The sequence below is a fragment of the Mesorhizobium sp. M2A.F.Ca.ET.043.02.1.1 genome (assembly GCF_003952405.1).
In the GTDB taxonomy this organism is placed as follows: Bacteria; Pseudomonadota; Alphaproteobacteria; order Rhizobiales; family Rhizobiaceae; genus Mesorhizobium.
Map to the genome: position 1 here is coordinate 50,798 of NZ_CP034445.1, position 19,003 is coordinate 69,800.

Genomic DNA, 19,003 nt, shown 5'->3' on the forward strand with positions numbered 1-19,003 from the left:
GCTCAATGGAACCGGTAATCCTGGGCGATCTCGTCGCCCAGCCTGGTGTTGTCGCGAATGAACTCGGCCAGGAACTCGTGCAGGCCGTGATCGAATATGTCCTTGATCGAGCCTCTATTGAGCAGCGCCTGAATCTTCTCGGCCGTGGCGTGGCAAGCATGGCGCTCGCCATAGTCGTCGGCGAGGAATTTCAGGTGCTCGCCGAGGAAGCGATAGCAGAAGGTCAGCGAGCGCGGCATGCGCACATTGAGGATCAGATAGTCCGCGATATTCGTCGGCTTGTAGTCGGCCTCATAAACCCAGCGATAGGAGCGATGCGCCGACACCGAGCGCAGGATCGACTCCCACTGGTAATTGTCCAGCGTCGAGCCGACCCAAGACAGCGAAGGCAACAGCACATAATACTTCACGTCGAGGATGCGCGCCGTGTTGTCGGCGCGCTCGACATAGGTGCCGAGCTGCGAGAAATCGAAGATTTCGTTGCGCAGCATCGTGCCGTAGAACGAGCCGCGGATCAGAGCCGTCTCGCGCTTGATGGCATCGAGCACCGTCGGCAGGTCGCGCTCGTCGATCGGCCTCGCCAGCATGCGCTTCAGCGACATCCAGGCTTCGTTGATGCTTTCCCAGGTCTCGCGCGTCAGCGCCGTTCGCACCATGCGGGCATTGTTGCGTGCCGTCTCGATCGACGACATCGTGCTCGACGGGTTCGAGGTGTCGCGCAGCAGGAAGTCGGAGACGTTGGCAGCGGTATAGTCCTGGTATTTCTGTGAGAACGCATAGTCGGAGCCGGCGCTGAGCAGCACCGAATTCCATTCCTCTGACGCGTTCTGCGTGCGCGTCAGCGCCATGCGCAGGCCGGCATCGACGAGGCGCGCCATGTTTTCGGCCCGCTCTATATAGCGGTTCATCCAGTAGAGACCGTTTGCGGTGCGGCCAAGAAGCATGTGGATTTGCCTAGTGAATGGTGAATAGTGAATGGTGAATAGTGAGTAGTACCCAGCAACACTTCGTCATTGCCATCCTCTCGTAACTAGGCATCTGACCATTCACCATTTTACCGTTCACCATTCACCGCTCTAGTCGTCGAGTACCCACGTATCCTTGGTGCCGCCGCCTTGTGAGGAATTGACCACCAGAGAACCCTCTTTGAGGGCAACACGCGTTAGCCCACCCGGCACGATCTGGATTCGGTCCGAAACCAGCACGTAAGGCCGAAGATCGACATGGCGCGGCGACAGGCCCTTTTCGGTCAGGATCGGACAGGTCGACAGCGCCAGCGTCGGCTGGGCGATGTAGTTCGAAGGCTTCGCCTGCAGCTTCTTGGCGAACTCCTGGCATTCCTTCTTGGTTGCGGCCGGGCCGACCAGCATGCCGTAGCCGCCAGAGCCGTGCACTTCCTTGATCACCAGCTCGCTGATGTGCTCGAGCACATATTTGAGGCTGTCCGGCTCCGAGCAGCGCCAGGTCGGGATGTTGCCGAGAATGGCCTTGCGGCCGGTGTAGAACTCGACGATCTCCGGCATGTAGGAATAAATCGCCTTGTCGTCGGCGATGCCGGTGCCAGGCGCATTGGCGATGGTGATGTTGCCGGCGCGGTAGACATCCATGATGCCCGGCACGCCGAGTGCGGAGTCCGGGCGGAAAGTCAGCGGATCGAGGAAGGCGTCGTCGACGCGCCGATAGAGCACGTCGATCTGCTTGTAGCCTTCGGTCGTGCGCATCGCGACGTGGCCGTCAACGACCCGCAGATCCTGCCCCTCCACCAGTTGCACGCCCATCTGGTCGGCGAGGAAGGCATGTTCGAAATAGGCCGAGTTGTAGGAGCCTGGCGTCAGCACCGCGATTGTCGGCGCGCCCTTGGCGCTTTGCGGCCGCACCGCTGCGAGCGACCGGCGCAGGAGCTGCGGATAATTCTCGACCGGCCGCACCTTGATCTTCTGGAACAGCTCCGGAAAGAGCTGCATCATCGTCTCACGGTTCTCCAGCATGTAGGAGACGCCGGACGGCGTGCGGGCGTTGTCCTCCAGCACGTAGAACTCGTTCTCCGATATGCGCACGATGTCGACGCCGATGATATGGGTGTAGACGCCGGCAGGCGGCTTCACCCCGATCATCTCGGGCAGGAAGGCTTCGTTCCTGGCAACGAGATCCCTCGGCACGCGCCCGGCCCGCAGAATCTCCTGGCGGTGATAGATGTCGTCGAGAAAGGCGTTCAGCGCCTGCACGCGTTGCTCGATGCCTTGCGTCAGCCGGCGCCATTCGTGGCCGGAGAGGATGCGCGGCACGATGTCGAAAGGGATCAGCCGCTCGGAAGCTTCCTGCTCGCCATAGACTGCAAAGGTGATACCCGTCTTGCGGAAGACACGCTCGGCGTCCTGCATTTTCTGGGTAAGCCTGGCCGGGTCCTGCTCCTTCAGCCAGCGATCATAAGCCTCATAAGGTCTTCTCAATCCGGAAACTTCCGGAAGCATTTCATCGAAGGCTGCCAATCGAGTACTCCCCTCTGAGACCATTTCACTGGCCTCGCCGGAGAAAATCAAGCGCAATCGATGATTTAGGAAGCCGTGACGGCCACTCTATGCAAATTGCCTAAATTTAAGGCACAGGCGGCAAGGTCGGGTCAGCCCCTGCTTGCCGGCGGGGCATCGCCCGACCGGTCAGAACGCCCGGAAGGTCACGATGGTGAAAGTGTCCTTGATTCCGGGCAGGATCTGTACCCGCTCGTTGACGAAGTGACCGACGTCTTCCTCGTCGTCGACGTAGAATTTGGCGAGCAGGTCGTAATTGCCGGCGGTCGAGTAGATCTCGGAGGCGATCTCGGCGTCGGCAAGCGCGCTGGCGACCTCATAGGCCTTACCGAGGTCGCACTTGATCTGCACGAAAAATGCCTTCATTGCCCGGTCCTGCCGCCTGCATCGTGAATAGCGGTCCTTGTGGCAGACTGCCGCCCGGCTTTCAAGCTTCACGCGCCGCGCAGCTCAAAGAGTGGCCGATCCCGCCCCTCGAGGCTGAAATGACGAAATCTTTGCAGCTCGGTGAAACCACGCCCTGCCGCGACGCGTATGTTAGAGTCGTTCGCCAGGCGATTTCCCGGGAGACAGCCCATGCGCCGAGCACTGTTCGCGTTAGCTCTTGTTCCAATGCTGATGACCTCGCTTGCCTTGGCCGACGATGCGGAGGTCAAGGCCGCGCAGACGGTTATCGACAGCCAGTTGAAGGCGTTCATCGCCAGTGACGGCGCCGCCGCCTACAGTTTCGCCGCGCCCAATGTGAAGCAGATCTTTCCGACCGTCGACACCTTCATGAACATGGTGACCAACGGCTACGCGCCGGTGCGAAAGCCCCAATCCTATTCCTTCGGCAGGGCCGAGCAGACCAGGCCCGGTTCGATCGTCCAGCAGGTGCTGATCGTCGGGCCCGACGGCAAGGATTACGAGGCTGTCTATACGCTGCAGCTGCAGGCGGATGGCAGTTTCAAGATCACCGGCTGCAGCCTACGCGCCTCGACCTCGGTCAGCACCTGAGCAATTCCGGAAAGGCGCGCGACGGCCGGAATTTGGCCGGGCCCACTCTCAATCCCGGCGCTGATACAATGTCCAGGCCAGGCCCGAAAGACCCCAGCTCGTCGAGGCGTCGACACGCTCATAGGCCGACCTGCAGGTCGGCACGGCCTCGACATATGCGGCTGCCGGTCGATAGGCCCCTCGGAGATCAGCCAGGACGGACGCTCGTCGCATATTTTGTTTACGGAGACAAACGATGCCTGGCGCCCAAGGCGTTTGGCAAAATAATCGACGGTCATCACGGTCCGGAATTCCTGGTTGGTGGCGTAATTCGCCGCGCCGTCACGCGTCATTCTGTCCACCATCGCTGCGTAGTACCCCCGCGCGCCGAGCACCCGCAGAACGAGGCCGGCCACCCCGATGACCGCGACGGCCGCTCCAGTCCATTGTTAGACGGCGGCTGCAGGCTCGCGGGAGCCGCTAGCACGGCTGGTTTGTGCCTCACCCGACACCGAGGCTTGTTCCGAGACGAGCAAGGTCTGCGCCTTTGCCTGAAATCATCCCGGCAATCTATACAATCGCAGTCGTTTCAAAATGGTTCGCGCCCTCAAGCGGAGGCTTGAGGGTCTCGGGTCGCCTCAGGACATAAACCGGTGTTCAGTAGCGAGCCCGGCCGCCGGACATGTCGAATACCGCGCCCGTGTTGAAGCTGACGGCATCGGAGCAAAGCCACAGCACCAGCGCCGCGACCTCGTCGACTGCGCCAAGGCGCTTGAGCGGACTTGCGCCGATCATGTCGCTGACGACTTGATTGCCAAGTCGCCTGATAAGTTCGGTATCGATCGGCCCCGGCGCGACGCAATTGACGCGAATATCGGTGTCATTAACTTCGCGCGACAAGGCTTTGGTGAAAGCGATGATACCTGCGCTCGCCGCCGAATAGGCTGCAAGATTGGGCAATCCCTCCTTGCCGGCCAGCGACCCCATATTGACGATGCGGCCGCTGCCGGTCTTGCGCATGAACGGCAGAACCTGATGTGTGACCTCAAACGTGCCGATGAGGTTGACTCCGATGATGCGCTGCCACTCGGCCGGCTCGAAAGCCTCGAAGCTGCGATAGGGCCCGAGATAGCCCGCATTGTTAACGAGAATATCGACCCGGCCGCTCTCGGCGATCACTTCGCTCAGGGCTTTTCCGATATCGCCTGCCTTGGTTACATCCACCGTTTGGCTGCGGGTTCCGTCGAGTGGCGCTGGATCGGCATCCCATATCCAGACGTCGCATCCCGATCGCGCCAGTTGCATGGCCACGGCCTTGCCGATGCCCCTCGACCCACCGGTCACGATCGCCGTCTTGCCGGCGAAATCGAACGTCACAGCCATGGCTGATCCCTCAAGACAAGATTCTGCTCCCAGGCAGAACGTCCGTCAATCGGCGGGACCAGCGGCTAGAGCATGTCTCCCGACAGTGGGAACCGGTCTCGGGATAAAGACATGCGTAAGTCAAAGACCTGAAGCGCATCGAGCGAATCCGAAGGACTGCGACGCGCTTTATATCGCCTGGATGTCGCCCCTCGCCCAGCCTTCGGCGATCTCGGCGGCGCGCGCTTCAAAAGCCTGCGCCTCGATGGCTGCCCGGATGTCCTGCATCAGCTTCTGATAATAGGACAGGTTGTTCCAGGTCAGCAGCATCGCTCCGAGCGACTCTTGCGAGCGCACCAGGTGATGCAGATAGGCGCGCGAGTAATCGCGCGCCGCAGGGCAATCGCTTTCCTCGTCGAGCGGCCGCGGATCGTCGGCATGGCGGGCGTTCCTGAGATTGACCTTGCCGCGGCGCGTATAGGCGAGGCCATGCCGGCCGGCCCGCGTCGGCATCACGCAGTCGAACATGTCGATGCCGCGGGCTACCGATTTCAATATATCGTCCGGCGTGCCGACGCCCATCAGATAGCGCGGTCTGTTGGCCGGCAATTCCGGGCAGGTGATGTCGAGCATCTCCAGCATCACCGACTGCGGCTCACCGACCGCCAGCCCGCCGACGGCATAGCCTTTCAGATCCATCGCCTTCAGCGCCTGCGCCGAACGCACGCGCATCGGCGCGCTGTCGCCGCCCTGGACGATGCCGAACATTGCCTTGCCCGGCTGATCGCCGAACGCAATCTTGCAGCGCTCGGCCCAGCGCAGCGACAATTCCATGGCGCGCTCGATCTCCTTAGGTTTGGCCGGAAGCGCTGTGCATTCGTCGAGCTGCATCTGGATGTCGGAATCGAGCAGTCCCTGGATCTCGATCGACCGCTCCGGCGACATTTCATAAGGTGCGCCATCGATATGCGAGCGGAAGGTGACGCCCTGTTCGGTCAGTTTACGGAGCTTCGACAGCGACATGACCTGGAAGCCGCCGCTGTCGGTCAGGATCGGATGCGGCCAGCGCGCGAACTCGTGCAGGCCGCCGAGCCTGGCTACGCGCTCGGCGCCTGGCCGCAGCATCAGATGGTAGGTGTTGCCCAAAATGATGTCGACGCCGACGCCGCGCACCTGGTCCATATACATGGCTTTGACGGTGCCGCCGGTGCCGACCGGCATGAAGGTCGGCGTGCGGATTTCGCCGCGCGGCATCGAGACAAGACCGCGCCTGGCCTTGCCGTCGTTGGCAAGCACCTTGAAGGAAAAAGTCTCAGCCATTGAATTCCTTGTCGTGCACCGGCGCATCGGGCGCCTGCTCGTCGAGCGACTGCCGGTAGCGGATGCAGCCGTGCATGAATTTCGGCCATGGCGGCACGGCGATCGACGGCTCGGTCTTTTCCGGCAAAAGGTCCCAGAGGTCGGGATGATGCCAGCACAGATCATGCCCGGTCGTGTCGCGATGCGCGCGGATGCCGGCGCGCAGCTTCCTCACTTCCGCGATCAGCCTATTGCGGTCCATGCCGTTGAGATCACCGTCCATCGCTCGTCTCCGCTCGGTAAAGCAGGCTGGCGTCGCCATAGGAATAGAACCTGTAGCGGTTCTCGATGGCATGCGCATAGGCCGAGCGCATCGTCTCCAGCCCACTGAAGGCCGAGACCAGCATGAACAGTGTCGAGCGCGGCAGATGGAAATTGGTCATCAGCATGTCGGCCGTGCGGAAGCGATAGCCGGGCGTTATGAAGATGTCGGTCGGTCCGGACCAGGGCTCGATCCTGCCGTCCGCGCGAGCCGCGCTCTCCAGAAGCCGCAGCGATGTCGTGCCGACGCAGATGATCCGCCCTCCCCGCGCCTTGGCGGCGTTGAGCGCCGCCGCCGTCTCGGCACTTACCGAGCCGGTCTCCGCATGCATCTTGTGGTCGGCCGTGTCGTCGGCCTTCACCGGCAGGAAGGTGCCGGCGCCGACATGCAGCGTGACGAAGCGGCGCTCGATGCCCCGGGCGTCGAGCGCGGCAAACAGTTCCGGCGTGAAATGCAGCCCGGCGGTGGGGGCAGCGACCGCGCCCTCTTCCCTGGCATAGATGGTCTGGTAGTCGGCGCGGTCACGCTCGTCATCGTCGCGCTTCGAGGCGATATAGGGCGGCAGCGGAATGTGGCCGAAGGCGTGCAGCGCCTCGTCGAGGAACGGCCCGGAAAGGTCGAAACCGAGCAGCGCCTCGCCAGCCTCGCCCTTTTCGAGCACCGTCGCGTCAAGCTGGCCGAGGAAGCAGGAACTGCCGTCATGACCGAAATGGATGCGGTCGCCGGCGGCGATGCGCTTGCCCGGCCGCATGAAAGTCTGCCAGCGGTCCGGCGCCACGCGCATATGCAGCGTCGCCTCGACCTGCGCCACCGCCTCGCCGCGCTTGCGCATGCCTTTGAGCTGCGCCGGGATGACCTTGGTGTCGTTGAACACCAGCACGTCGCCTTGCCTTAGCAGCGAAGGCAGGTCGCGGACGACGCGATCCTGCAATGGTTCGCCCGGCTCGACGACCAGCAGCCTGGCGCTGTCGCGCGGTTCCGCCGGACGAAGCGCGATGCGCTCCTCCGGCAGCTCGAAGTCGAATAGGTCGACACGCATCAGAAAAGCCGGATGAGCAGCGCCCCGGCGAGCAGCATTACCGCGCCGGCGACGCGGCCAAGCGAGATTTCGCGCACCGCCACGCCAAGGAAGCCGACGCGGTCGATCAGCATGCCGGCGAGCAACTGCCCGGCGACCAGGAAGGCCATGAGAGCCGCAGCGCCGATGCGCGGCGTGAGAATGGTGGAGAGCGTGACATAGAAGCCGCCGAGCATGCCGCCGGCGATGAACAGCCAGGGCGCCGGCGCCTTCCAGTCGAGCGAAATGCCCTGCAGCCTCACCACCGCGAGGGCAATGATGCCAAGGACGATGGCGCCCGACAGGAACGAGAACGCCGCGGCGGCCACGGGAAGGCCGAGGCCGCGCGCCAGTTGCGAATTGATCGGCGCCTGGATGGCGATGAAGGCGCCGGACAGGATGCCGAGCAGGGACCAGACTGCGCCCATCATCGTTATGCCCTTACTTGACGTCGGCCGCGACCTTCAGCGACACGATCTTGTCGGGATCCTGCACCGGCTCGCCGCGCTTGATCTTGTCGACATTTTCCATGCCCTCGATGACCTGGCCCCACACCGTGTACTGGCGGTTGAGGAAGGCGGCATCGTCGAAGCAGATGAAGAACTGCGAATTCGCCGAGTTCGGGTTCTGCGCCCGAGCCATCGAGCAGGCGCCGCGGCCATGATTGGCGTTGGAGAACTCGGCCTTGAGGTCCGGCTTGTCGGACCCGCCCATGCCCGCGCGCGACGGCGCATAGGTCGGCTTCGAGGAGTTGCCGAACTTGACGTCGCCGGTCTGCGCCATGAAGCCGTCGATGACGCGGTGGAACACGACGCCGTCATAGGCGCCCTCACGCGCCAGTTCCTTGATGCGGGCGACGTGGCCGGGGGCCAGTTCGGGATACATTTCAATGACGACCTTGCCCTTGGTCGTTTCCATGATCAGCGCGTTCTCGCGATCCTTGATCTCAGCCATGTCAGAAATCCTTTTTGAAAATTGAGGGGTTTATTTGCCGTCGGCGGCGATGCGAACCTTGATCATGCGGTCGGGGTCGCTGACCGTGCCGTTGTCGGCCTCGTCGCCCTTCTTGATCTTGTCGACGAGGTCCATGCCGCCGACCACCTTGCCGACGATGGTGTACTGGCCGTCGAGGTTCGGCGCCGGCGCGAACATGATGAAGAATTGCGAGTTGGCCGAATTCGGGTCCTGCGATCGCGCCATGCCGACCACGCCGCGCGTGAATTGCTCGCTCTGCGAGAACTCGGCCGGCAGATCGGGAAGATCGGAACCGCCGGTGCCGACGGCTTGCGGGTCGAAACCCTTCTTCATGTTGCCGAATTTGACGTCGCCGGTCTGCGCCATGAAGCCGTCGATGACGCGGTGGAAGGCGACATTGTCATAGGCGCCGTCGCGCACCAGCTTCTTGATCTGCGCGACATGCTTGGGCGCCAGATCGGGGCGCAGCGCAATCGTCACGTCGCCATCCTTGAGAGTGATGATCATGGTGTTCTCCTTGTCGGCGGCGACGGCCGGCCCGGATGCCGAGAAAAGGGATGCCGCGAAAAGGCCGGCAAGCACGACAAGGAACGAAGCGAGCTTCTTCAGCTGCATAGGGATCTCCGGGAAAACCTATTTGGTGAACTTGGCGGTGAGCGCCCCGGCGACAGCCGCCGGCACGAATGGGCGGATGTCGCCGCCCATCGAGGCAATCTGGCGCACGAGTGTGGCGGTAATGGTGCGCACCGAGGGACTCGCCGGCAGAAAAACCGTCTGCAGTTCCGGCGCCATCGTCTCGTTCATGCCGGCCATCTGCATTTCGTAGTCGAGATCGGTGCCGTCGCGCAGGCCGCGGATCATGATCGAAGCGCCCCGCTTGCGGGCAGCGTCGATGACCAGCCCGTCGAACGCAACGACCTTGATGCGGCCGGCGTCCTTGCCGAATTCGGCCTTGGCAGCGGCTTCGATCAGCTTCACGCGTTCCTCGAAGGAAAACAACGGTTTCTTGCCCGGATGGATGCCGATCGCCGCATAGACGGTGTCGGCCACCGCCAGCGACGCCTTGAGCACGTCAAGATGGCCGTTGGTCAGCGGGTCGAAGGAGCCGGCGTAAAGGGCGGTGCGTTCGGTCATGGCAGGCTTCTAGAGCAATTCCAGGAAAAGTGTGAGCGGTTTTCCGTCTGGAATTGCGCAAACGAGAAAGATAGAGCGGTTCGCCGTTTTCGGCGAAACGCTTTAGCGACCCTCTCAAACAAAGGCAAATCCGACAGTTCCCGCCATGAACCTTTTCACCCCGATGAACGACAGATGAATGCGAGGATCACGAACGTTTCACGCAGCGTTCACTAGGTTGCCGCTTCAATGGACGAAACAAAATCTCCATCTCATCGTTGTAAGCCCAGGAGAACACGCAAATGCTGATCTACATGCTTGCCACAGCAATGACCATCGTGATGCTCATCGCGACCGCCTTCGGGTTGCATCAGGAAGCAGCGCGGGTGCGCGTCAAGGCCAACACCAAGCGCCTCGATGGTTTCGCCTACCGCAACAACGTCTACCGTCGCCACTGATATCCCCGTCATGATCGAACCGGCCCAACGGTCCAACGGGCCGGTTGAGCCGGACGAAATCTATTCGCTCCCGCCCGTATCGTCCGCACCAGCCTCGCTCGAAGCCACGTCTTCCGCCTCTTCGTCCGACTGCGGCTCCGAAATCCGCTCCACCGACACGACCTTCTCGCCTTCGGCCGTATTGAAGATCGTCACGCCCTTGGTGGCGCGGCTGGCAAAGCGTATGCCGTTGACCGGCACCCGGATCACCGTGCCGCCGTCCGAAACCAGCATGATCTGATCGTCATTGCCGACCGGGAAGGTCGCGACTAGGCGGCCGATCTCGGCCGTCTTGGAAACGTCGGTGGCGCGAATGCCCTTGCCGCCGCGCCCCGTCAGGCGGAAGTCGTAGGACGACGAGCGCTTGCCGTAGCCGTATTCGGTCACCGTCAGCACAAGCTGCTCATGCGCCTTGAGGAACTCGTAACGCTCGTCGGAAAGCTCGGCTTCCTCGCCGACCTCCTCATTGGTGAGCGCGATCTCCTCTTCCTCGCCGGCGACAAGCCGGCGCTCGGCCGCCGCGCGCTTCAGATAGGCCGCGCGCTCGGCGGGTGACGCATCGACGTGCTCGATGATCGACATCGAGATGATGCGGTCGGTCTCGGCCATGCTTATGCCGCGCACGCCGACGGAATTGCGGCTCTGGAAGACGCGCACGTCGGAGACCGGGAAACGGATGCACTGGCCGGAATTGGCCGTCAAAAGCACGTCGTCATTGTCGGTGCAGGTCTCGACGCCGAGAATCTCGTCGCCCTCTTCCTCCAGCTTCATGGCGATCTTGCCGTTGCGGTTGACCTGGACGAAGTCGCTGAGCTTGTTGCGGCGCACGGTGCCGCGCGTGGTGGCGAACATCACGTCGAGATCCCCCCAACTGGTCTCGTCCTCCGGCAGAGGCATGATCGTGGTGATGCGCTCGCCCTGCTCGAGCGGCAGCATGTTGATCAGCGCCTTGCCGCGCGATTGCGGGTTGCCGATCGGCAGCCGCCAGACCTTTTCCTTGTAGACGATGCCGCGCGAGGAGAAGAACAGCACCGGCGTGTGTGTGTTAGCGACGAACAGCCGAGTGACGAAATCCTCTTCCTTGGTCGACATGCCGGAGCGGCCTTTGCCGCCCCGGCGCTGCGCCCGGTAGAGCGACAGCGGCACGCGTTTGATGTAGCCGGAATGGCTGACGGTGACCACCATGTCCTCGCGCTGGATCAGGTCCTCGTCTTCCATGTCCGCCCCGCCGTCGGAGAGCTCGGTGCGGCGCGGCGTGCCGAACTCATCGCGGACCGCGATCAGCTCGTCCTTGACGATCTGCTGGATACGCGCGCGCGACGACAGAATGTCAAGGAAATCAATGATCTCGGCGCCGATCTTGTTCAACTCGTCGGCGATCTCGTCGCGGCCGAGCGCGGTCAGGCGCTGCAGGCGCAGGTCGAGGATGGCGCGCGCCTGTTCCTCGGAGAGATTATATGTGCCGTCCTCGTTGATGCGGTGACGCGGGTCGTCGATCAGCTTGATCAGCGGCGCGACGTCGTGCGACGGCCAGCGCCGCTCCATCAACTGCTCGCGCGCCGTCTGCGGATCGGGCGCGGTGCGGATGAGCTTGATCACCTCGTCGATATTGGCGACCGCAATCGCAAGGCCGACAAGGACATGCGCGCGCTCGCGCGCCTTGCGCAGCAGGTATTTGGTGCGGCGGCTGATCACCTCCTCGCGGAAAGCGACGAAGGCTTTCAGCATGTCGATCAGCGTCATCATCTCCGGCTTGCCGCCGTTGAGCGCCACCATGTTGGCGCCGAACGAGGTCTGCAGCGGCGTGAAGCGGTAAAGCTGGTTGAGGATGACGTCGGCGACGGCCTCGCGCTTCAGCTCGATGACGACCCGGTAGCCCTGGCGGTCGCTTTCGTCGCGAATGTCGGAAATGCCGTCGATGCGCTTTTCGCGCACCAGTTCCGCCATCTTCTCGATCATCGCCGCCTTGTTCACCTGATAGGGAATCTCGGTGACGACGATGGATTCGCGGTCGTTGCCGCGGGATTCGATATTGACGCGGCCGCGCATGACGATCGAACCGCGCCCGGTGGAATAGGCGCTGTAGATGCCGGAACGGCCAAGCACGATGCCACCAGTCGGGAAGTCCGGGCCGGGCACGATCTCCATCAGCGCCGGCAGGTCGATGGCCGGGTTGTCGATGAGGGCGATGGCGCCGTTGCAGACTTCGCTCAGATTGTGCGGCGGAATGTTGGTGGCCATGCCGACGGCGATGCCGCCCGAGCCGTTGACCAGAAGGTTGGGAAAGCGCGCCGGCAGCACCTTCGGCTCTTGTTCGGCGCCGTCATAATTGTCCTGGAAATCGACCGTTTCCTTGTCGATATCCTCCAGGAGTTCATGCGCGACCTTGGTGAGCCGCGACTCGGTGTAGCGCATGGCCGCGGGCGGATCGGCGTCGATGGAGCCGAAGTTGCCCTGCCCGTCGATCAGAGGCACGCGCAGCGACCAGTCCTGCGCCATGCGAACCAGCGCGTCATAGATCGAGGCGTCGCCATGCGGATGGTATTTACCCATCACGTCGCCGACGATGCGCGACGATTTCACATGCTTGCGGTTCCAGTGGTAACCGCCTTCCTGCATGGCGTAGAGGATGCGGCGATGGACGGGCTTCAGGCCGTCGCGCACGTCTGGCAGCGCGCGGCTGACGATCACGCTCATGGCGTAATCGAGATAGGAGCGCTGCATCTCCTCGATGATCGAAATCGGCTCGATGCCGGTGGGGCCGCCGTCCGGCCCGCGCGGTGTCTTCTGGTCGGTCAAATCAGGTCACAATCCAGTCGGGAATCACTGCATGCTTATATAGGAAGCCTTGCCGAAACTCCAATGTCGGCCGGACTTTTCCAGAGACAATTTTGATGGTAATTTCAAATGGATACCGCTGATTGCGACGATATGGCCACCGTCGTTTTCGCCGTCATGCGGCAAGGTCGGCGATGGATCGGGCAAAAACCGCAACTGCTGTGAAGCTGGCCTCATGGCTACCCATGCGGGCCCTCAGCGGCTGGAGCGTCAAGGACCTCAACGGCGATCTGGCGGCCGGCATCACGCTGGCCGCGATCGCCATTCCCGAGCAGATGGCGACGGCGCGCCTTGGCGGTTTCGCGCCGCAGATCGGCTTTTTCAGTTTCGTCGCCGGCTCTGTCGCCTTCGCGCTGCTCGGCGCCAACCGCCAGCTGTCGGCCGGCGCGGATTCGACGATCACGCCCTTGTTCGCCGGCGGTCTGGCGCTGATCGCCACCTCGGGCTCGCCGCATTACCTGGCGCTGGCGGCCATGCTGGCCCTGATGGTGGGGCTGCTGGTGGCGCTCAGCGGCGTCTTCCGTCTCGGCTGGATCGCCGATCTGCTGTCCGTGCCGGTCACGACGGGTTTCCTCGCCGGCATTTCGGTCCATATCATCGTCTCGCAACTGCCTTCCTTGCTCGGCCTGCCGGCCGAAAGAGGCGAGACCGTGCGGCGAGTCGGCGAGATAGCCGCCAATATCCACCTCACCAATCCCTGGAGCCTGGCAATCGGCCTCGGTGTCTTCGCCATCGTCTTCGCCGCCGGACAGGTCAGCGCGCGGATCCCGGCGGCGTTGATCGGCATGGTCCTGGCGACGCTTGGCGTCGTCTCCTTCGATTTGAGGAACCGTGGCGTCGAGGTGCTCGGCGCCTTGCCGAACGGGTTGCCTCCTCTCGGCATGCCGACCGTCCACTTCCACGACGCACAGGCTCTTGTCCCGCTGGCGTTGCTGATCGCCATCGTCGTCATGGTGCAGACAGCGGCCACGAGCCGCTCGTTTGCTTCCCAAAACGGCGAAGCGCCAGACGTCAATCGCGACTTTGTCGGCGTCGGCGCGGGCAGCATCGTGGCCGCCCTGTTCGGCGCCTTTGCCGTCAACGCCAGCCCGCCGCGCACGGCCATCGTCGCCCAGACCGGCGGCCGCTCGCAGCTGTCGGGCCTGATCGCGGCGGCTATCGTGCTGGGGCTCGGCGCTTTCGGCGGCAGCCTGCTGGCCAACGTGCCGCAAGCGGCCCTTGCCGGCGTGCTGATGTTCGTGGCCCAGCATATCCTGCGCTGGAGGATCGCCGTTAACGTATATCGCCAGGCGCTCGGCGAGTTCGCGCTGATCCTGATCACCATGATCGCCATCGTCGTCCTGCCTATCGAAACCGGGGTCGCGATCGGCATCGGTCTGTCGCTGCTGCACGGCATCTGGGGCTCGACGCGCACCGAGCCGATCGAGCTGGCGCAGGTACCGGGCACGTCGGTCTGGTGGCCGCCGAGCGGTTCCAGCCCGGGCGATCGGCACCCCGGCGTGCTGGTGGTGGCGTTCCAGGCGCCGCTTTCCTTCGTCAATGCCGACCGTTTCAAGCGCGGTCTGAGCGACCTGATCGACGCCAGGAGCGAGGGCGTGAAGCTGGTGGTTCTGGAGGCCAGCAACATCGTCGAGATCGACTATACCGCCGCTCAGGCGCTGATCGACACCATCCGCCATTGTCGCGACAAAGGTGCGGTCTTTGCTATCGCGCGCATGGAATCGCTGCGCGCCCAAGCGGCGCTCAAGCGGTTCGGCATCGCCGACATCGTCGGCGCTGAGCGCATTTTCCACTGCGTCGACGCGGCGATCAAATCACTTGGTCCGGGGAAACCGCAGCTCAAGGAACAGGATAGCATGCCATGAACGACCCCCGACGGGCAGCGGCAGGCTTTTTCAGCCAACGCGCCGGGCGCGATAGGCGCCCGGCGCCTCTCCCATCTCGCGCCGAAACCGACGGTTGAAGCTCGACAGATCGTTGAAGCCTGTGTCGAAGGCGATTGTCGAGATCGTCGCGTCCGAGTTGCGCAGCCGCACGGCGGCCCGATGCAGCCTTGTCCTGAGCAGGAACTGATAGGGCGTCATGCCGGCCACATGCCGGAAGATGCGTAGGAAATGATACGGGCTCGTCGCCGTGGCGCCGGCGAGCTCGGCCAGCGAGAGCGGCCGCTCGGCATTGAGCTCGATCAGCCGCACCGCTTCGGCAACGCGTTTCTGATCGCGGCGGCTTGGTGTCCGCGCCGTTCTGAAAGAACCGGCGGCAGCCGCGACCACCGCGCCGGCAAGGCGTAGGCCGAGTTCCTCGAACGCCTCGTTGTCGCTCCTTTCGCGCGCAGCCTCCGCCTCGGCCAGCAAAGGCGCGAGCGCCGGCAAGGGCGGCAGGCGCGGATCGGCGAAGCCCAGCCGCTTCGCGCCCGGCAGTTCGGCCACGACGCGCTCCAGATAGGCTGGCGAAAAATGGAAGGAAAGGCAGCGGTCACCGGCGCCGTGCTCATGCCCGCATTCATAGCAGGCGCCGGGATTTCCGAGCAGGATGGCACCCGGCGCCAGCATCGCCGTGCCCTGGCGCGTGCGGTAGCGGAACGTGCCGCTGGCCACCGCGGCGACGCAGAAGCCGCGATGTCCTTCCTCGAACGGCCTGTCGCCCGCGGCGGCGGTACACACCACGTCGGACACCTGCCAGCCTGATCCGGAAGCCAGAGTTCTCTGCGCTGTTGTCATGCCCGAACGATAGCAATTTTTCCCAAGCGGCGAACCCCGCCTGCCCCTATTGCTTGCCCTCTCCTGACAAACGAGGCAGCAACCATGACTAATCCCTTTGCCGAAGCCTTGCACAGCGACGACCCCATTCCGGATCTCGCCGAAAAGCTGAAGCTCTACGGCCGCTTCATCGGCGCCTGGACATTCGATGCCACGCGCATTCTAGAGGACGGCACAAAGCTCACCGGTCGCGGCGAGGTGCATTTCGGCTGGGTTCTGGAAGGCAGGGCCTTGCAGGACGTCTGGATACTGCCCGCCCGCGACGCGGGTCCCTCCCCGTCGCTCGGACCGTGGACCTTCTACGGCACGACATTGCGCGTCTACGATCCCGGCGCCGACGCCTGGCACATCTTCTGGAGCGACCCGCGCAATCAGTACTACAGCCGGCAGCTCGGCAGCGCCGAGGGCGACACGATCGTCCAGGTCGGCGCCGACGGAACCGGCGCGTCGGTACGCTGGAGCTTTTCGCGCATTACCGAAAACTCGTTCCGCTGGCTGGGCGAGCGCTCGCATGACGGCGGCGCGACCTGGCGCATGGAGGTGGAGTTTTTGGCCCGGCGGGTGGGTGAGAGCTGATGACTACCGAAGATCGCAGCGGCACAAAACAAGAGCCGTAGCCATCCTTTGCGCCGCCGGGCTTCACCAGGTTCGCGAAACCATCTTCCCGCCTGTTTCCAGCGCCTGGGCTTTGCTTTACCAATTGCAGAGGCTGGGCTTCGCCTGGCGGGAGGGGCCAGCGATGCCGAGTTTCGACAGCCTGTTCAACGCCTTCGTCACCATACTGGTGACCATCGACCCGCCGGGGCTGGCGCCGCTCTTCCTCGCCGTGACGCGCGGCATGAACCGAGAGGAGCGCCAACAGGTCTCGGTGCGCGCCTCGGTGATCGGCTTTCTGGTCATGGCGCTGTTCGCGGTTGCCGGCGCCTCGATCCTGTCGGTGTTCGGCATCACGCTGCCGGCCTTCCGCGTCGCCGGCGGCTTTCTCTTGTTCTTCATCGCCTTCGAAATGGTGTTCGAGCGCCGCCAGGACCGCAAGGAGAAGATCGGCGACGTCGCCATCACCAAGGACATGATCCACAACATCGCCGCCTTCCCGCTGGCGATCCCGCTGATCGCCGGCCCTGGCGCGATCTCGGCGACCGTGCTGTTGTCGGGACATTTCGAAGGCTTTGCCGCGCAGGCAGCCCTGGTCGGCATCATCTTCCTCTGCCTCGTCATCACCTATCTGGTGTTTGTGCTGTCGGAACGCATCGACCGCATCCTCGGCCAGACCGGCCGCTCGATTCTGACCAGGTTGCTCGGCGTGATCCTGGCGGCCTTGGCGGTCCAGTTCGTGGCCGACGGCGTCAGGGCGCTCATGGCAGCCTAAGAGGCTGCGAAGCAGCCCACCTACTGCCCTACTGCCCTACTGCCCTACTGCCCTACTGCCCTACTGCCCTACTGCCCTACTGCCCTACTGCCCTACTGCCCTACTGCGCCCCCGTCTCGACCACCTCGAAATCATGCGTGATCGTCGCCGTCTTCGCCATCATCGCGCTGGCCGAGCAGTATTTCTCGATCGACAGGTCGATCGCCCGTTTCACCTTGTCATGCGAGAGCGCGCGGCCCTTGACGATGAAATGCATATGGATGCGGGTGAACACTTTCGGGTCGGTCTCGGCCCGGTCGGCGTCGAGCTCCACCACGCAATCCTCGACCGCCTCGCGGCCTTTCTCCAGGATATGCACGACGTCATAGGCCGAGCAGCCGCCGGCGCCGATCAGCACCAGTTCCATCGGGCTCGGCCCAGGCGTCTTCCCATCCGGCCCATGCGCCGTGCCCAGCACGACCTTATGCCCGCTGCCGGATTCGCCGACAAAGGTGCGTTCCTCGACCCATTTGACGCGTGCTTTCACGGTGGTCTTCCTTGAGAAATTCCGGTCCGCGCTAAGGCCTGTTGAGATTCAGGTCAGGCCGCGCAGAAAATGGCGGGTTCCGAGAACCGGCCTACGCCGGCCGAAGCCCTCACAAGTGTCCCGCTCTATGAAGGTTACTGCCGGCGAAGGATGGATGGCTAAAGCGGCAAAGGCCGCGAAGGCATGCCATGGGATTGGAGGCGGCGCCGACGGAAGCGGTCCGAGCGACATCGCCTTCCTCTAAACGACCATGTCGAGACGCTTAGAACGGGATCTCGTCATCCAGCTCCCGCGACGCGCCGCCGCCACCGCCGCCCCTGGAACCGCCGCCACCGCGGCTGAAACCTTCGTTCGGGCCCGACTGGCCGAAATCGGAACCACGGCTGCTGCCGCCTGAATAGTTACCGACCTGGCCGCTACCGCCCTCGCCGCGCGCGTCGAGCATCTGCAGCTCGCCACGGAATTTCTGCAGCACCACCTCGGTCGTGTAGCGGTCATTGCCGGTCTGGTCCTGCCATTTGCGGGTCTGCAGCTGGCCCTCGACATAGACCTTCATGCCCTTCTTCAGATACTGCTCGGCCACCTTGGCGAGCTGGTCGTTGAAGATGACGACATTATGCCACTCGGTCTTTTCCTTGCGCTCGCCCGAATTCTTGTCGCGCCAGCTTTCCGAGGTGGCGATGCGGATGTTGACGACCGGATCGCCGGAATTCAGGCGGCGGATTTCAGGGTCCGCCCCGAGATTGCCGACCAGAATGACCTTGTTGACGCTACCCGCCATCGTACTTCTCCGCGCTCATCCGAAACAAATTTTAAGTCGCTCACCTTACAGCCTCAGGGCCGCCCACGCCCGTAAAGGCTGGCTTTTCCCACAAGGTTTTTGTTCCTCTTTCGTTCTAGCATAACCGATGCTTCTGTCAAGGAATGTCAGCAAGAGGTAGTGTCCTGGTGTGGGAAACGAAAGGGGATATCTCCGAATGAACACCCTGACACATGAGGATCAGCCGCGCGAACTTTGGCGGACCGGAGTGGAGACGCGGATGCGTGTTGCCGCCGCCAACGGCGCGGCCGAGCTTTGCATATTCGAACAGTGGGTCGAACCGGCAACCGGGGCGCCGACCCATTCGCATTCGGTGGAGGAAGTGCTGACAGTGATTGCCGGCGAGGCCGAAATGTGGATCGAAGACAGGCGAGCAGTACTGACTGCGGGGCAGTCGCTGATCATCCCGGCGCATCGCAGGCATGGCTTTCGCAACATTGGGTCCGGCATGCTCCACATCCATGCCGTGCTCGCATCGCCGATCTTCGAAGCAAGCTTCGACGGAGCCGCGAATCCGGTGAAGCGCTGGACATCATAAAAACAGCGCTTGCCAAATCTATAAG

At 63.2% G+C, this 19,003-nt stretch carries 21 protein-coding genes; 6 read left to right on the forward strand and 15 right to left on the reverse strand.

The features are described from left to right. Positions 1-2: 2 nt before the first annotated feature. The 3 genes from EJ068_RS00235 to EJ068_RS00245 form a co-directional block, all read right to left on the reverse strand. A complete protein-coding gene (locus EJ068_RS00235; RefSeq protein ID WP_126082590.1) occupies positions 3-944 on the reverse strand; it encodes an alpha-E domain-containing protein in 942 nt (313 codons plus the stop codon). A gap of 132 nt (positions 945-1,076) precedes the next feature. Further along, positions 1,077-2,489 carry a circularly permuted type 2 ATP-grasp protein gene (locus EJ068_RS00240; RefSeq protein WP_189342046.1) on the reverse strand — a complete coding sequence of 471 codons (1,413 nt, stop codon included), beginning with the start codon at positions 2,487-2,489 and terminating at the stop codon, positions 1,077-1,079. Positions 2,490-2,657: 168 nt separating this feature from the next. Then, entirely contained in the window at positions 2,658-2,894 is a 237-nt protein-coding gene (locus tag EJ068_RS00245) for an Lrp/AsnC family transcriptional regulator (RefSeq protein WP_027166286.1), read from the reverse strand. 210 nt (positions 2,895-3,104) lie between these two features. Here EJ068_RS00245 and EJ068_RS00250 point away from each other — a divergent pair, with 210 nt between their 5' ends. Beyond that, a complete protein-coding gene (locus tag EJ068_RS00250; RefSeq protein ID WP_127249450.1) occupies positions 3,105-3,524 on the forward strand; it encodes a DUF4864 domain-containing protein in 420 nt (139 codons plus the stop codon). A 636-nt stretch (positions 3,525-4,160) separates the two neighbouring features. Here EJ068_RS00250 and EJ068_RS00255 read toward each other — a convergent pair. The 8 genes from EJ068_RS00255 to coaD all read right to left on the reverse strand — a co-directional run bounded on the left by EJ068_RS00255 (position 4,161) and on the right by coaD (position 9,652). Beyond that, positions 4,161-4,886: an SDR family NAD(P)-dependent oxidoreductase gene (locus EJ068_RS00255; RefSeq protein WP_127249451.1), complete on the reverse strand. Its 726-nt coding sequence runs from the start codon at positions 4,884-4,886 to the stop codon at positions 4,161-4,163. Between the two features lie 168 nt (positions 4,887-5,054). Then, positions 5,055-6,185 carry a tRNA guanosine(34) transglycosylase Tgt gene (gene tgt, locus EJ068_RS00260; RefSeq protein WP_127249452.1) on the reverse strand — a complete coding sequence of 377 codons (1,131 nt, stop codon included), beginning with the start codon at positions 6,183-6,185 and terminating at the stop codon, positions 5,055-5,057. Continuing rightward, positions 6,178-6,447 (reverse strand): hypothetical protein, encoded by a 270-nt coding sequence (locus EJ068_RS00265; RefSeq protein ID WP_127249453.1) that lies wholly within the window; start codon positions 6,445-6,447, stop codon positions 6,178-6,180. The genes tgt and EJ068_RS00265 overlap by 8 nt, the downstream gene beginning before the upstream one ends. Further along, positions 6,437-7,525 carry a tRNA preQ1(34) S-adenosylmethionine ribosyltransferase-isomerase QueA gene (gene queA, locus EJ068_RS00270; protein WP_127249454.1) on the reverse strand — a complete coding sequence of 363 codons (1,089 nt, stop codon included), beginning with the start codon at positions 7,523-7,525 and terminating at the stop codon, positions 6,437-6,439. The genes EJ068_RS00265 and queA overlap by 11 nt, the downstream gene beginning before the upstream one ends. Further along, on the reverse strand, positions 7,525-7,974 hold the full coding sequence (locus EJ068_RS00275; RefSeq protein WP_127249455.1) for a DMT family transporter: 450 nt from the start codon (positions 7,972-7,974) through the stop codon (positions 7,525-7,527). Before EJ068_RS00275 ends, queA begins: the two co-directional genes overlap by 1 nt. A gap of 10 nt (positions 7,975-7,984) precedes the next feature. Then, positions 7,985-8,497, reverse strand: a complete 513-nt coding sequence (locus EJ068_RS00280) for a peptidylprolyl isomerase (RefSeq protein ID WP_042642653.1) — start codon at positions 8,495-8,497, stop codon at positions 7,985-7,987. A gap of 30 nt (positions 8,498-8,527) precedes the next feature. Further along, positions 8,528-9,025 (reverse strand): peptidylprolyl isomerase, encoded by a 498-nt coding sequence (locus EJ068_RS00285; protein WP_245463509.1) that lies wholly within the window; start codon positions 9,023-9,025, stop codon positions 8,528-8,530. Positions 9,026-9,151: 126 nt separating this feature from the next. Further along, the gene (gene coaD / locus EJ068_RS00290) at positions 9,152-9,652 is read right to left on the reverse strand and encodes a pantetheine-phosphate adenylyltransferase (RefSeq protein WP_127249456.1); all 501 of its coding nucleotides are present in this window, start codon (positions 9,650-9,652) and stop codon (positions 9,152-9,154) included. A gap of 281 nt (positions 9,653-9,933) precedes the next feature. On the opposite strand from coaD, the gene EJ068_RS00295 reads away from it, so the two are divergent. Continuing rightward, entirely contained in the window at positions 9,934-10,089 is a 156-nt protein-coding gene (locus tag EJ068_RS00295; RefSeq protein WP_127249457.1) for a hypothetical protein, read from the forward strand. Between the two features lie 60 nt (positions 10,090-10,149). On the opposite strand, the gene gyrA is transcribed toward EJ068_RS00295, so the two are convergent. Next, complete coding sequence (gene gyrA, locus EJ068_RS00300) at positions 10,150-12,927, reverse strand: DNA gyrase subunit A (RefSeq protein ID WP_127249458.1); 2,778 nt, start codon at positions 12,925-12,927, stop codon at positions 10,150-10,152. Positions 12,928-13,151: 224 nt separating this feature from the next. Between gyrA and EJ068_RS00305 the strand changes: the two genes are divergently transcribed. After that, the gene (locus EJ068_RS00305; protein WP_245463305.1) at positions 13,152-14,831 is read left to right on the forward strand and encodes a SulP family inorganic anion transporter; all 1,680 of its coding nucleotides are present in this window, start codon (positions 13,152-13,154) and stop codon (positions 14,829-14,831) included. Positions 14,832-14,861: 30 nt separating this feature from the next. Here the strand turns inward: EJ068_RS00305 and EJ068_RS00310 are convergent, their stop codons facing one another. Then, positions 14,862-15,686, reverse strand: a complete 825-nt coding sequence (locus EJ068_RS00310; protein ID WP_127249459.1) for an AraC family transcriptional regulator — start codon at positions 15,684-15,686, stop codon at positions 14,862-14,864. 84 nt (positions 15,687-15,770) lie between these two features. Here EJ068_RS00310 and EJ068_RS00315 point away from each other — a divergent pair, with 84 nt between their 5' ends. Both EJ068_RS00315 and EJ068_RS00320 read left to right on the forward strand, forming a co-directional pair. Next, complete coding sequence (locus EJ068_RS00315; RefSeq protein WP_126082578.1) at positions 15,771-16,301, forward strand: hypothetical protein; 531 nt, start codon at positions 15,771-15,773, stop codon at positions 16,299-16,301. Positions 16,302-16,464: 163 nt separating this feature from the next. Further along, the gene (locus EJ068_RS00320) at positions 16,465-17,094 is read left to right on the forward strand and encodes a MarC family protein (RefSeq protein WP_126082577.1); all 630 of its coding nucleotides are present in this window, start codon (positions 16,465-16,467) and stop codon (positions 17,092-17,094) included. Between the two features lie 100 nt (positions 17,095-17,194). Here the strand turns inward: EJ068_RS00320 and EJ068_RS00325 are convergent, their stop codons facing one another. Both EJ068_RS00325 and EJ068_RS00335 read right to left on the reverse strand, forming a co-directional pair. Beyond that, entirely contained in the window at positions 17,195-17,620 is a 426-nt protein-coding gene (locus EJ068_RS00325) for an OsmC family protein (RefSeq protein ID WP_128315354.1), read from the reverse strand. Between the two features lie 262 nt (positions 17,621-17,882). Continuing rightward, positions 17,883-18,401 carry a single-stranded DNA-binding protein gene (locus tag EJ068_RS00335; protein WP_126082575.1) on the reverse strand — a complete coding sequence of 173 codons (519 nt, stop codon included), beginning with the start codon at positions 18,399-18,401 and terminating at the stop codon, positions 17,883-17,885. A gap of 196 nt (positions 18,402-18,597) precedes the next feature. Between EJ068_RS00335 and EJ068_RS00340 the strand changes: the two genes are divergently transcribed. Then, positions 18,598-18,978, forward strand: coding sequence for a cupin domain-containing protein (locus EJ068_RS00340; protein ID WP_245456450.1), 381 nt, complete (start codon positions 18,598-18,600; stop codon positions 18,976-18,978). Positions 18,979-19,003: the final 25 nt, after the last annotated feature.